This window comes from Amycolatopsis sp. NPDC051106 (assembly GCF_040682775.1).
GTDB lineage: Bacteria > Actinomycetota > Actinomycetes > Mycobacteriales > Pseudonocardiaceae > Amycolatopsis.
Genome location: NZ_JBFBBQ010000095.1, coordinates 1 through 12,966 on the forward strand (window position 1 = coordinate 1; position 12,966 = coordinate 12,966).

11 protein-coding genes are annotated in these 12,966 nt (G+C 74.0%); 4 read left to right on the top strand and 7 right to left on the bottom strand.

The window, feature by feature from the left end:
- Positions 1–641: 641 nt before the first annotated feature.
- The 5 genes from AB0M83_RS40500 to AB0M83_RS40520 all read right to left on the bottom strand — a co-directional run bounded on the left by AB0M83_RS40500 (position 642) and on the right by AB0M83_RS40520 (position 7,089).
- Complete coding sequence (locus AB0M83_RS40500) at positions 642–2,093, bottom strand: MFS transporter (protein ID WP_364525813.1); 1,452 nt, start codon at positions 2,091–2,093, stop codon at positions 642–644.
- Positions 2,094–2,173: 80 nt separating this feature from the next.
- Positions 2,174–2,557 (bottom strand): SPW repeat protein, encoded by a 384-nt coding sequence (locus AB0M83_RS40505; RefSeq protein ID WP_364525815.1) that lies wholly within the window; start codon positions 2,555–2,557, stop codon positions 2,174–2,176.
- Positions 2,558–2,638: 81 nt separating this feature from the next.
- Entirely contained in the window at positions 2,639–3,148 is a 510-nt protein-coding gene (locus tag AB0M83_RS40510) for a hypothetical protein (RefSeq protein WP_364525817.1), read from the bottom strand.
- 102 nt (positions 3,149–3,250) lie between these two features.
- Positions 3,251–6,283: a BTAD domain-containing putative transcriptional regulator gene (locus tag AB0M83_RS40515; protein WP_364525819.1), complete on the bottom strand. Its 3,033-nt coding sequence runs from the start codon at positions 6,281–6,283 to the stop codon at positions 3,251–3,253.
- Between the two features lie 101 nt (positions 6,284–6,384).
- The gene (locus AB0M83_RS40520; protein ID WP_364525821.1) at positions 6,385–7,089 is read right to left on the bottom strand and encodes a DJ-1/PfpI family protein; all 705 of its coding nucleotides are present in this window, start codon (positions 7,087–7,089) and stop codon (positions 6,385–6,387) included.
- 98 nt (positions 7,090–7,187) lie between these two features.
- Here AB0M83_RS40520 and AB0M83_RS40525 point away from each other — a divergent pair, with 98 nt between their 5' ends.
- Together AB0M83_RS40525 and AB0M83_RS40530 are read left to right on the top strand one after the other, a co-directional pair.
- Complete coding sequence (locus tag AB0M83_RS40525; protein WP_364525823.1) at positions 7,188–8,165, top strand: GlxA family transcriptional regulator; 978 nt, start codon at positions 7,188–7,190, stop codon at positions 8,163–8,165.
- Between the two features lie 128 nt (positions 8,166–8,293).
- Positions 8,294–9,865, top strand: a complete 1,572-nt coding sequence (locus AB0M83_RS40530) for a YibE/F family protein (RefSeq protein ID WP_364525825.1) — start codon at positions 8,294–8,296, stop codon at positions 9,863–9,865.
- A gap of 48 nt (positions 9,866–9,913) precedes the next feature.
- Here the strand turns inward: AB0M83_RS40530 and AB0M83_RS40535 are convergent, their stop codons facing one another.
- The gene (locus AB0M83_RS40535) at positions 9,914–10,564 is read right to left on the bottom strand and encodes a hypothetical protein (RefSeq protein WP_364525827.1); all 651 of its coding nucleotides are present in this window, start codon (positions 10,562–10,564) and stop codon (positions 9,914–9,916) included.
- Positions 10,565–10,566: 2 nt separating this feature from the next.
- Positions 10,567–11,133, bottom strand: a complete 567-nt coding sequence (locus tag AB0M83_RS40540) for an MBL fold metallo-hydrolase (RefSeq protein WP_364525829.1) — start codon at positions 11,131–11,133, stop codon at positions 10,567–10,569.
- Between the two features lie 148 nt (positions 11,134–11,281).
- Here AB0M83_RS40540 and AB0M83_RS40545 point away from each other — a divergent pair, with 148 nt between their 5' ends.
- Together AB0M83_RS40545 and AB0M83_RS40550 are read left to right on the top strand one after the other, a co-directional pair.
- Complete coding sequence (locus AB0M83_RS40545) at positions 11,282–12,154, top strand: peptidylprolyl isomerase (RefSeq protein WP_364525831.1); 873 nt, start codon at positions 11,282–11,284, stop codon at positions 12,152–12,154.
- Entirely contained in the window at positions 12,154–12,933 is a 780-nt protein-coding gene (locus AB0M83_RS40550; protein ID WP_364525833.1) for an aminotransferase class IV, read from the top strand. The genes AB0M83_RS40545 and AB0M83_RS40550 overlap by 1 nt, the downstream gene beginning before the upstream one ends.
- Positions 12,934–12,966 lie beyond the last annotated feature (33 nt).

A 12,966-nucleotide genomic window follows, 5' to 3' on the forward strand; every position in this document is an offset into this window, starting at 1 on the left:
TGGCGCTGCTGGCACGACCACCAGCCCTACAACCCCGACCTACACGGCCAGCTCAACACCCTCCGCCGACAGGCCGCTTGACATAGGGCTCTCAGTGCACCCGCGGCACAGCGGCCAGCTTCCCGAGCCGGGCCTCGCCCCACGCCGCGACACCGGGCCCGGAGTTCTCACCAAGCGGCCGACCGCCAAAGCGGCGTGCCGCCAACGCGGCCCGGCCAGCACCGCCACGTCCGCGGCGACCGACCCGGCATCGCGAACTGAACTCGGTGCATCCGCGGAACGGCAGCAAGTCTCGTGCGCCGCGCCTTAACCCACGCCGCAACCGCCGAAGCGAAACCCAAATCAGGAAATTCTCACCGAGCGACCGACCGCTAACCGGACAGCGGCGTGCCGGCAGCACCACCCGGCCAGCACCGCCACGTCCACGGCGACCGACCGAGCATCGCGAACTGAACCTCAATGCACCCGCGGCACGGCGGCCAGCTTCCCGAGCGGGGCCCCGCCCACGGCGCGACCACCGGAGTGACACCTGGCCCGGAGTTCTCACCAAGCGGCCGACCGCCAAAGCGGCGTGCCGCCAACGCGGCCCGGCCAGCCCCCGCCACGTCCGCGGCGACCGGCCCGGCATCGCGAACTGAACCTCAATGCACCCGCGGCACAGCCGCCAATTTCCCGCGCCGAGCGTTCTTCAACAGCGACAACGCGACCAGCACACCGGCTGCCCCGATCCCGCCGCAGGCGAACATGCCCGCGTGGAACCCGGCGAGCGCGCCCGCCGGCCCGGGAGCCGCCGCCGAGTTCACCGCGATGATCGTCGACACCACCGCCACCCCGAGCGCGCCGCCGATCTGGAACGCCGCCACGTTGATGCCCGAGGCGATCCCCGCGTCGGCGGAGGTGACGCCGTTCAGCGCCGCCGAGGCCAGGACGACCGGGCCGATGCCCAGTCCCAGGCCGAACACCACCAGGCCCGGCAGCACGGTCGTCAAGTAGCCGGCGTCCGGGGAAAGCCCGGTCAGCAGGAAGCTGCCGACGGCCATCAGCAGCAGCGCGGTCACCGCGACCGGACGGAGGCCGCGCCGGGCCAGGGCGGCCTGGCCGGCGTACGCGCCGATCACCGCCGCGATCGGCATCGCGGACTGGCTCAGCCCGAACACGATCGGCGTGTAGCCGAGCACGCCCAGCGCGTACTGCGAAAGCACGACCGACAAGCCATAGGCGAGCATCGCCATCAAGGCCGTCAGGACGTTGCCGCCGACGACGGTGGCCGACCGGAACAACCGGGCGGGCAGCAGCGGCGCCGCCGACCGACGCTCGACGACGACCGTCGCCGCGGTCAGCGCCAGGAAGACCACCGCGAGGCCGAGCGTGTGGAAGCTGGTCCAGCCCCGCGCGGGCGCCTCGACCAGCAAGTACACCAGCAGGCCCAGGGCCACGGTGGTGAGAACCGCGCCCGTCACGTCGAAGGTGCGGTGCGCCGAGGCGTCCCGGCTCTCCCGCAGCAGCACCGGGCTCAGCGCCAGCATCAGCACGGCGACCGGGACGTTGACGTAGAACAGGCTCTGCCAGCCGAACCAGTCGAGCAGCGCGCCGCCGAGCAGCAGGCCGATCGTGGCGCCCAGCGCGGCGATCCCCGACCACGCGGCGAACGCCCGGTTGCGCTCGCGGCCCTCCGGGAAGGTGTCGGTGAGGATCGCCAGCGCCGTCGGCGCCATCAGCGCCGCGGAAATCCCGTGCAGCGCCCGCGCGGCCAGCAGCAGCGGGCCCGCGGTGGCCAGCGCCGAAAGCAGGGACACCAGCAGGAACAGCGCCGTGCCGATCATGAAGAGCTTGCGGCGCCCGAGCAGGTCCGCGGCCCGGCCCCCGAGCAGCAGCAGGCCGCCGAACGTCAGCAGGTTGGCCGAGAGGATCCACTGCGCCTCGACCGGCGAGAGCCCGAGGTCCGCCGCGATCACCGGCACGCCCATGATCACGGTCTGCGAGTCGAGGATCACCATGAAGTTGGCCGCGCAGAGCAAGATGAGCGCCGCCAGGCGCCGGGGGTCCGCCGGCCGCGCGGCCGAGTCCGGCCGCGCCGATTCTGCGAGGGTCATCCGCGCTCCCATGCTCGTCCAGGTCGTGCGAACGACCGTACGAACCGCGAGGCGGTCGGCTCATCTCCCCGGCTGCGAGGTCAGTCGCCGCGGACCACCACGACCACGCCCGCCGCGATGACCGCCACGCCGGCGACGACGTTGCCGGCGAGCGCGGCCGTCGACGGCTGCGTTCCGGCGGTCTGCCGCAGCAGCCACGGGGAAAGCGCCGCCCACGCGCCGAGCACCGGGACGACCCAGCCGAGGAACCGCAGGCGCCGCGTCGCGGTGCGGGCGATCGCCAGGGCGACCAGGACCAGGCCGACGACGGTGTTGCTCAACGCGAGCACGCCCGCACCGCCGAAACCGGTGACCCAGGGGGCGAGCACGAAGTAGAGACCGGCGAGCAGGACGAGGCCCGCGGCCGCGCCGAGCACTGCGGTGCGCGGCCTGCCTGCGGGGGTGCCGGGCGAAGTCCTCTCCACCCCGGAGAGGTACCCGGCGGTGGCGGCCGGTAACCGGGGCCTGCCCGCAGCCCTCGAAACGGGCAGGCCCCGCACCGGAGCTCAGCAGCCGCAGGTGTAGTACGTGATGTCCCAGTGGTTGCCCTCGTCGCAGTAGAGGTTGCCGGAGCCGGCCTTCCACTGCGGGTAGCCGTCGCCGCGCAACCCGATGTAGCCGAAGCTGTTCTTGATGTAGCTGTCGATGCAGCTGTTGTGCGAGATGTCCACCTTGTAGCCGTTGTAGTGGCTGTAGGTGCCCGACGCGTGGCCCACCTCGGTCCCGCCGGTGATGTTGATCGCGCAGCCGCTGGCTCGCTTCAGCGTGATCACGCCGGTGACCGTGGACTGGTTGATCTGCTCGTAGGACGTGCAGGTCGAGTTCGACCTCGTGGTGCAGCCCCCGCTCGACGAGTGCGTGACCCCGGCGGCGGACAGCTGCGACGCGGCGGCCGACTGGCTGAGCTTGGTGACCTCGACGCTCGCCGACGCCGTGCCGATGGTGGCGAACGCCACCGTCGCGGCCGAAGCGGTCAATCCCACTGCCACGCGCGCGAGCATCCGTTGTCCCGGCATGCCTTGCCTCCTCGGGGTTGCGACGATCGATACGGCGGCAGCCAAATCGGGACGGCCATAACTTCGCCAAACGGCGGGGCCGCGGAACCCGGCGGGAGCGGGTCAGGTCCTGATCTTCGTCAAGACTTCACGAGCCCGGTCCCGGGCCGGGGATTCACTGGTGACGGCGGTCAGCTCCCGCAGAGCGCGCAGCTCCCACAGCGGGAACCCGAGCTCCTCGAACAGGCCGGCCGACGTCCGCAGCAGCCGCGCGGCCTCCGGTCCGGCCCCCTCGCCCGCGTGGGTCCGGCCGAGGCTGAGCAGGGTGTACCCGGCACCGCGGCGGTCCCGCAGCTCCCGGAACACGCCCATCGCGACGCGCAGGTGCCACCGCGCGCCCGCCGGGTCGCCCGCCCGGCGGCGGAGCTCGGCGAGGCTGCGGTGGGTGTACGCGGCGGCGTGCCGGTGCCCGATCTGCTCGAACAGCGCCAGCGAGCGCGTCAGGCAGCGTTCGCCGTCGCCCAGCTCCCCCGCCTCGGTGTGCAGGTCGCCGAGGCTGCGCAGGACGTGGGCTTCCCAGTGCCGTTCCCGGGTGCGGACGGCGCCGCCGAGCGCGCCGGTGAGCAGGTCGGCCGCCTGGTCGCAGCCGCCGTGGCGGCGCAGGACGTCGGCGTAGCGCTTGGCGGCGTGGTCGTGCCCGCGGCCGTCGTCGCACTCCTGGGCCAGCAGCATGCTCACCTCGAAGCTCTCGACGGCGCGCCGCACGTCCCCGACGTCCTCGGCCAGCGAACCCAGCTGCGCCGCCGCGGCCGCCTGCCCGTGGCGATCGCCGCACTCGCGCAGCAGGTCGAGCGCCTCCAGCAGCGCGGCCTCGGCGGCCCGCGCGTCACCGCTGTCGAGGTCGACGTCGGCGCGCGCGGTCAGCACCGCGCCGGTGCCCTGCGGGTCGTCCAGCTGGCGGAAGCGGTTCTCCGCCATGACGAAGTAGTTGCGCGCCTGCCGCGCGTGGCCGTGCTGCAGGTGCACCGAACCGAGGTTGTACAGCTTTTCGGCTTCCGCGTGCGGGTCCTGGCGGCGGCGGGCCGCGGCCAGGCCGAGCACCGACACGGCGCGGGCCGCATGGCCGAGCCACGGTGTGCCGGCCAGCGCCGTGCACGCGTCGGCGAGCCGTTCGGTGAGGTCGTGCCAGCCGTGCGCGCCGGCCAGCCGTGCGGCCGCGGCGACGTGGGCGGTCTCTTCGGCCGCCCAGGCCGCCGGATCGGCAGCGACCTGTCGCAGTGCCACGGGATCCGGCTTCGGCGAGCCCGTCGGCGGCCGGCCCCGGGCGTGCTCGGCGAGGGCGAGCGTGACCTCGCAGGCGCGGCGCAACGCGATCCCGTCCGTCTCGGGCGGCACGCCTTCGGTCAGGACGAGCCGGGCGAACGGGGCGACCGCCCAATGCGTGCCGGTCAAGGCCGGCGCCTGGGCGCCGAGCGGACCGCGACGTTCCTCCCCCGCCCAGCTCCCGCCTCGTGCGGCCTCCTGCCGGTCCAGCAGGTGCGCGCCGGCCAGGGTGTCGAGCCGGTCGCGGGCCTCGTCGAGGGGGCGGTCCAGCAGCGCGGCGGCGCACCAATCCGGGACGGGACCGGCGAAAGCGGCGAGCAGGCGCAGGAGGTACCGGTCGGGTGCGGGCCGTTCGCGCAGCGCCGACGTCACGGCGGCGCGGACGCCGAGGTCGCCCGTGGTCAGCTCGTCGAGCCGGCGGCGGTCGTCGGCGAGCCGGGCGGCGAGGTCGGCGACGCGCTGGTGCGGCCGCGCGGCGAGCTTCACCCCGGCGATCCGGACGGCGAGCGCGAGCCCGGCGCAGTGGCCGAGAAGCCGTTGCGTCGCTTCGGGTTCCGCCCGCAGCCGCTCCTCCCCCGCGATCGCCGCCAGCAGCGCCCAGGCGTCCTCTGTGGACAGTCTGGCGACCGGAATCGGCCGCGCTCCGCACAAGCCGGGCAGCTCGCGGCGCGCGGTCACCAGCGTCGCGCAGCCGGGCCCGCTGGGCAGCAGCGCCCGCACCTGCGCCTCGTTCGTGACGTCCTCCAGCAGCACCAGCACCCGCCGGTCCGCGGTGTAGCTGCGCCAGAGCCCGGTCAGGCCGGCGCGGTCGGCCAGCTCCGCGGGGGTCGCGCCGAGCAGGCGCAGGAAACCGGTCAGCACGTTCGCCGGGGCGGCGGGTGCGCCGTCCGGGCCGCGCAGCGAAGCGGTCAGCTGACCGTCGGGGAACCGGCGGCGCGCCCGCCAGGCCGCCTGCACGGCCAGCGCGGACTTCCCGGCGCCGGCGGCCCCGTGCAGCACGACCGGACCCGGGCCGCGCAGGGCCCGGCCGATGTCGGCGAGCTCGGCCGCGCGGCCGGTGAAGTCGGGCACCGCGGGCGGGAGCTGGGCGGGCGGCCCGGGCGTCGTCCAGTCGGTGCCGGCGATCCGGCGGTACACCGCGACGAGGTCGTCACCCGGCCAGACGCCCGCCTCTTCCCAGAGCGCCCGCCGCGTCCGGCGGAGCACTTCCAGGGCCGACTCGCGGCGGCCGACGGCGCCGAGCGCGGACGCGAGCCGGGCGGCGAACCGCTCGTCAGCGGGCCGGGCCGCGACGACCGGGTCGAGCCGTTCGACGACGGCCCGGCCGTCACCGTCGGCGAGCTCCAGCTCGACCAGCTGCAGCAGCGCGGCCGAGCGCCGGTCCTCCAGCCACAGCTTGTGCGCCTCCAGCAGCGGCCCGCCCGCGACGTCGGCGAAGGCGTCCCCCCGCCAGCACGCCAGGGCCCGTTCGAGCGCGCGCCGGCGCTGCGCGCGGTCGTCGGCACCGGAGGACAGCAGCGTCAGGAAGTCGTCCGCGTCCAGCTCCCCCGGCTCGACGGCCAGCGCGTAGCCCCGCGGCCCCGAGCGCAGGCGCTGCCCGGCCTCGGCGGCCCCGAGACCGGGCGAGAGCGTCTTGCGCAGCTTCGACACGGTGACCTGCACGATCGCCGCCGCACTGGACGGCGCGCCGTCCGGCCACAGCTCGTCGACGAGCGTGTCGCGGCCGACGTACTGCCCGGCGCGCGCGAGCAGGACGGCGAGCAGCCGGCGCGGCTGGGCCGCCGACGGCAGCGCGACGGAGGCCGTCATCGGGCCGAGGACCTGGAACCGCACGGCTACACCTCACCCGCGAGATCACCTGATCGAGCGGGGTGAATGTAGCCGCCGGGCGGCTGGCATTTCCCTCGTTCACCCGGATGGCCGACGACGTTGGTTCAGCTGTGCGCGAGCAGCTTGTCCAGCAGCTCCGGGTTCTCCGCCAGCCCGGCGCGCAACGTGTGCTCGCGCAGCGGCTTGAGGTCGCCGTACGGCTGGTTCGCCCAGTCCAGGCGGCCCTGCGGCGGCTCCGGGTCGTACTCGATGGCGAACTGGATGTTCGTCGCGATCCGCCGCCCGGCCAGCCGTTCGGCCAGGTGCAGCGCCAGGTCGATCCCGGCCGAGACGCCCGCCGCGGTGATCAGCCGGCCGTCTTCGACCCAGCGCTCGGCGACCGGGGTCGCGCCCAGGCCGGCCAGCAGGTCGCGGAACATCCAGTGCGTCGTCGCCCGCTTGCCGTCGAGGAGCCCGGCCGCGCCGAGGATCATCGAGCCGGTGCAGACCGACGTCACCAGCTCGGCGCCGGCGGCCGCGGTGCGCAGCCAGGCGAGGAGGCGCTCGTCCGACATCGCCCGCAGCGTCGGCACGGTGCCGCCGGGCACCAGCACCGCGTAGGGCGAGGGCACCTCGTCGAACGTGTGGCTCGGCGCGACGTTCAGCGGCGTGTCGGTACCGACGGTGTCCTTCGTCGCGCCGACGACGACGGTCCGGAAGCTCGGGTCCAGTTGGGCGAGGGCGCTCAGCACCTGGAGCGGGCCCACCAGGTCCAGCGGCGTCAGCCCCGGGTAGACGACGAAAGCGAGGGTCTTCTGCTCAGCGGTCATGGCCCTCACCCTGGCGAGCAGGCCCCGCGCGGTGGGCGCGGATGTCCGAAATCCTGCGAACCGCGTCCGAAGGCCGGTCCGGCTGCTAGCGTGCGATCATGGCCGGCCCACCCAGACGGGTAACGATCGTCGGATTTCCCGACGTCGAGCTGCTGGACGTCGCGTGCCCGGCGGACGTCCTCGACGCCGCCAACCGCCACGGCGCCCGGCCGCCGTACGAAATCCGGCTGGCCACGATCGACGGCCAGGCCATCCGCACGTGCTCCGGGCTGATCCTGCAACCCCATCTGCGGCTCGACCAGGTGGCGGGCGACCTCGACACGCTGATCGTCGCGGGTGGCTGGGGCAGCACGACGGCGGCGTCCGACGAGCGCGTGCTGGCCCACCTCCGGCGGCTGGCCCAGACCAGCCGGCGGGTGGCGTCGGTGTGCACGGGCGCGGAGGTGCTCGCCGCGGCGGGCCTGCTCGACGGCCGCCGCGCGACGACCCACTGGCGCTGGGCCGCGAAACTGGCGGACGCCTACCCGGCGGTGACGGTGGACCCGGTGCCGCTCTACATCCGGCACGGCAACGTCTACACGGCCGCCGGGGTGACCAGCGGGCTCGACCTGACCATGGCGCTCGTGGAGGCCGACCACGGGCCGACGCTGGCCCGCGAAGTGGCCCGGTCGCTGGTGACGTACCTGCAGCGGCCGGGGAACCAGGCCCAGGTCAGCCTGTTCCTGGCCGGCCCGCCGCCGGAACACCGCGAGGTCCGCGACCTGACCGCGTACATCGCCGAGCACCTCGACGAGGACCTCGGCACGCCGGCGCTGGCGGCCCGCGCGGGGATCAGCACCCGCCAGCTGACCCGCCTGTTCGACGCGCACCTGGGCACGACGCCGGGCAAGTACGTCCGCACGGTCCGCACCGAGCAGGCGGCGCGCCTGCTGTCCGGCAGCGACCTCCCCCTGGCGACGATCGCCCGCCGCTGCGGCTTCGGCTCGACGGAGACGCTCCGGCAGGCCTTCCTCGACCACTTCGACACCCCGCCGTCGGCCTACCGGCGCGTCCACGTCCGCCAGGCCTACGGCTGACCCCGTGTCGACCCCGCAACGGGAGGGTCGACACGCGTGACCGAAGGGACGACACGGCGCATCGGGACGAACCGGGCCGTCGGCGGCCCCTCGCGCGGGGCGGGGAATCCCGCTGTCAGGATGTGCGCGTGGACCGCCCCGACCTGGATGACGACGCAACCGGCCCGATTCGCCGGATCACGGACGAGGTGTCCCCTTCGCCGGCCGGAACGCCCCGCAAACCCGTCCGCCGGACTCCGCCCGACAGCGCGCGCCGCGCCGCCGACCCCGCCCGGCGCCGTGCGGACACGGCACCACAGCGGGTGCCGGGCACCGGCTCTCACCGCGTTCCGGCCGGGGACAAGCGGACCGACACCGGGCCCCAGCGCGCCGCCCGCCGCGGAGACACCGGGCCGCAGCGGGTCCCGGCCGGCACCAAGGCGCGCACCGCGAAAAAGCCCGAGCCCCAGCCCGAAACCGGCCACGGGCACGGCCATGGACACGGGCACGGCCCCGCCGCCCCCGCGTCGAAGCGGGTCCGGCTGCTCCTGATCTGGCTGCTCGCCCCGCTCGCCCTCGCCACCGTCGTCGGCATGATCGTGCTCTACCCGTGGGGCAAACCCGACCCGACGAGCGTCGTCCCGCAGGGCACGCCCGTGGCCGCGAGCATCACCGCCACGAACACCGGTCCCTGCCTCGCCCAGGGTCAAGTCCAGGTCGGCGACCAGACGGACCCGAACGCGAAGCCGTGCCTGACCGCCGACCTCACCATGACCGACGGCCCGGCGAGCGGCAAGCAGCTCAAGCTGACCGTGCCGATCGAACCCAGCACCCCGCGGTTCTCCGCGGGCGACGCCGTCGTGCTCGCCTACAACGGCGGGAACGCGAGCGACCCCGCGAGCTTCCAGCTGGTCGACTTCCAGCGCGGCACCCCGCTGCTCGTGCTCGCCGCGCTCTTCGCGGTCGCGGTCCTGGTGCTCGGGCGCTGGCAGGGTCTCGCCGCGCTCGTCGCGCTCGGCCTGTCCTTCCTCGTGATCGCGCTGTTCATCCTCCCGGCCATCCTGGCCGGGGAGAACCCGCTGGTCGTGGCGATCGCCGGGTCCGGCGCGATCATGTTCATCGCGCTCTACCTGACCCACGGGCTGACGGCGAGAACGTCCGCGGCCGTCCTCGGCACGCTCGCCAGCCTCGCCCTCATCGGTGTCCTGTCGGCGATCTTCTCCGCCGCGGCGTCGCTGACCGGGCTCGACGACAGCACGTCGACGCTCATCGGCTCGCTGGGCCACGGCATCGACTCGCGCGGCCTGCTTCTCGCCGGCGTCGTGATCGGCGCGCTCGGTGTGCTCGACGACGTCACCGTCACCCAGACCAGCGCCGTCTGGGAGCTCCGCCGGGCCAACCCGGACCTGAGCTGGCAGGAGCTGTACCGCTCGGGCCTGCGGATCGGCCGCGACCACGTCGGTTCGGCGGTCAACACGCTCGTCATGGCCTACGCCGGGGCGGCGCTGCCGGTGCTGCTGTACTCGTCGATCTCCGGCGTCGGGCTGGGTGCGCTGCTCGGCAGCGAGGAGATCGCGCAGGAGATCATCCGGACGCTCGCCGGCAGCGTCGGCATCGTGGCGGCCGTCCCGGTGACGACGGTCCTGGCCGCGCTGATCGCCTCACGCGAGCCGGCGACGTACCTCAGCGGCACCACGAAGGCCGTTCCGTCCCACCCGTGACACCCAGCGCACCCCCGCCGCGCCGGACCAGCGAGCTGCGCGAGGAGCTCAGTCGAGAGTCGCCACGAACCGGCTGACGGCCTCCATCGTGAAGCGCTGCACGTACTTGCCCGACGGCGCCGCCGACGCGAGCCGGTAGAGCGGGCGGTCCGCCACGCCCGAGCCGCGCGCCTCGGCCTTCAGCTCGGCGACCAGCAGTTCGCCGAACACGAGGCCGTTCGCCTCGACGTTGTTCATCAGCGCGTTCGCCAGCTTCCGCAGCTGCAGGACGCCCAGCTCGCGGCCGCCGGTCCCGGAGAACACCGCGAGGTCCACCTTCCCGACCTTGCCCCGCCGGCCGGCGTTGACCAGCAGGCTCACCGTGCGGGAGCCGCGGACGTCCCCGATCACCAGGTCGAGGCGCGTCGCGGTGACCAGGTCGACCCGGCGCAGCCCCCAGGTGCGCACGAGCAGCGTCGAGCCCTCCAGCCAGACGCGGCGGCGGATGCTGACCGCCATCACGTACAGCAGCGGCAGCGCGATCACCAGAGCGACGATCAGCCCGATCAGCGTGCCGCCGATCAGCCCCGCGACGCCGCCGAACGCCGCGGCGACGATCACCACGCCGATCAGCCCCGAGATCCCGCGGCGACGGCGTCCGCGCGGGTCTTCTTCGAACAGCGCGATCCGTTCCGATGACGCCTCTGTCTCCTCGGCCATGCTCACGCCCCTGTCCCGGTGAGGAACGGGTTGCCCGCGCGTTCCCGCCCGATCGTCGTCGCCGGACCGTGACCCGGCAGCACCACCGTGTCGTCCGGCAGGCTTTCCAGCAGGTCGCGCACCGACTCCGCGTCGGCGCCGCGGCCGACCGACCCGGCGAACAGCGTGTCGCCGGTCAGCGCGAGCCGCCCGCCCTCCGGCGTCCCCAGGTCCAGCACCACCGATCCCGGCGTGTGCCCGGGCACGTGCCGGACCTCGACGGCCAAACCGGCGAAAGTGCCGGTTTCGAGCGGCACGCTGGCCCCCTCGTACAGCTCCGCGTCGCCCGCGTGCAGGTGCAGCGCGACGCCGTGTTCGGCCGAGAGGGACGCCGCCGAGGCGACGTGGTCGGGGTGCCCGTGGGTGGCCACCAGCGCCGCCGGGACCAGCCGGTGCTCGGCGAGCGCGGCGGCCAGCGGCGCGGCCACCTCCTGCCCCGGATCGACGACCACGCACGGCCCGCCGGCGGCCTCCGCCAGCAGGTAGCAGTTGGCCTGCAGCGGGCCGCTGCCGAACCCGACGACGAGCACCGAACGCCTCCCGGACTTCCGCGCCGGATGGCGCCGATCACGATCGGGTTGAGACTAGCGGGCCCTGTACATGGTCCTCACAGGCTGTGCCCATACACTGCCGCTACCTCAGACGTGTGACACGAGCGGAAACCTGGGAGGGTACGGGGTGGCGACCAACCAGCAGCGCCGCGAAGCTGCGAAGCGCAAGCTCGAGAGGCAACTCGAGCGCCGATTGGAGCAGCAGAAGCGACGCAGGAGGATCGGCGCTGGTGTCGTCGGCGTCGCTGTGCTCGTCGTCGCGGGCGTGGTGGTGTGGATCGTGAGCGCGAACGGCGGCGAGAACACCGACACCGCGGCGTCGTCGTCGGCCGCTCCGCCGCCGACCGACCTCCAGATCCCGACGCAGCGCACGGCGCTGCCGAAGCGGGCCACGGCACTGCCGAACCCGACGACGTGCGACTTCAAGGCCGACACGACGGGCAAGGCGCCGAAGAAGGTGAACCTGCCCGACGGCAAGAACGTCCCGTCGACCGGCACGGTGAACGTGACGCTGAAGAGCACCGCGGGCGACATCCCGCTGACGCTCGACCGGGCGCTCGCGCCGTGCGCGGTGCAGAGCTTCATCAGCCTCGCGAAGCAGAACTTCTACAACGACACCATGTGCCACCGGCTGGGCACCGAAGGCCTGCAGATGCTGCAGTGCGGTGACCCGTCGGCGACCGGCGACCCGACCCAGGACGGTCAGGGCGGCCCCGGCTACACGATGCCGGACGAGGCGTTCCCGGAGATCAAGTACGGCCGCGGCATCCTCGCGATGGCGAAGACGTCCGCGCCGAACTCGGGCGGCAGCCAGTTCTTCATGGTCTACGGCAGCGCCGAGGGCCTCCCGGCGGACTACTCGGTGTTCGGCAGCATCAGCGACGAGGGCCTGAAGGTGCTCGACGCGGTCGCCAAGGCGGGCATCGCGAACCCGAACCCGCAGGACGGCACCGGGGCGCCGACGAAGCAGGTCAAGTTCACGGGCGTCACCGTCCAGTAGTGACGCGGCGCATCGAGCTGAACGGGGACCCGCTCGGCCCGGACGCCTTCGTCGCGGGAATGACCTCCTACGGTCACTTCACCGCGATGCAGGTCCGGGACGGGCGGGTCCGCGGGCTCGCATACCACCTCGAGCGGCTCGCCACGAGCACGCGCCTGCTGTTCGGCGCCGACCTCGACGTCGACCTCGTCCGGTCCTACGTCCGGCGGGCGATCGACGGCGAACCCGCGCTGTCGGTGCGGGTCATGGTGCTCACGCGCTCGTTCGACGAGCCGATGCAGCCGGAGATCCTGGTCCGGACGCTCCCGCCGCACCCGCCCGAACCGGCGCCGCTGCGCCTGGGGACCGTGCGCTACCAACGGGATCTGCCGCAGGTCAAGCACCTCGGCACGTTCGGCCTGATCTACCACTCCCGCCAGGCCGAGCTGGCCGGCTACGACGACGCGCTGTTCGTCGATCCCGCGGGCCGGATCAGCGAGGCCTCGATCTGGAACGTCGGGTTCCTGGCCGGCGACACGGTCGTGTGGCCGGAAGCCGCGGCGCTGCCGGGAATCACGATGCTGGTGCAGAAGGAAGCCCTGCGCCGCCTGGGCGTCCCGCAGGAGACGCGTGAGGTCCGGCCCGCCGACCTCCGCGACTTCGACGCGATGTTCGTGACGAACTCCGAGACGCCGGGGCGTGCGGTCGCGTCCGTCGACGACCTCGTGCTGCCGCCCGCGGACCGCGCGGTGGACCTGCTCGCGAAGGCGTACGAAACCGTGCCCTGGGACGAGATCTGACCCCGGGCCGCGCGCCCCTCCGGACCGCACGAT

Excerpts from the sequence above, each read along its gene's own strand:
- AB0M83_RS40525 (WP_364525823.1), top strand. The coding sequence starts at position 7,188 with ATGGCCGGCCCACCCAGACGGGTAACGATCGTCGGATTTCCCGACGTC.
- AB0M83_RS40520 (WP_364525821.1), bottom strand. The coding sequence starts at position 7,089 with ATGACCGCTGAGCAGAAGACCCTCGCTTTCGTCGTCTACCCGGGGCTG.
- AB0M83_RS40500 (WP_364525813.1), bottom strand. The coding sequence starts at position 2,093 with ATGACCCTCGCAGAATCGGCGCGGCCGGACTCGGCCGCGCGGCCGGCG.
- AB0M83_RS40510 (WP_364525817.1), bottom strand. The coding sequence starts at position 3,148 with ATGCCGGGACAACGGATGCTCGCGCGCGTGGCAGTGGGATTGACCGCT.
- AB0M83_RS40535 (WP_364525827.1), bottom strand. The coding sequence starts at position 10,564 with ATGGCCGAGGAGACAGAGGCGTCATCGGAACGGATCGCGCTGTTCGAA.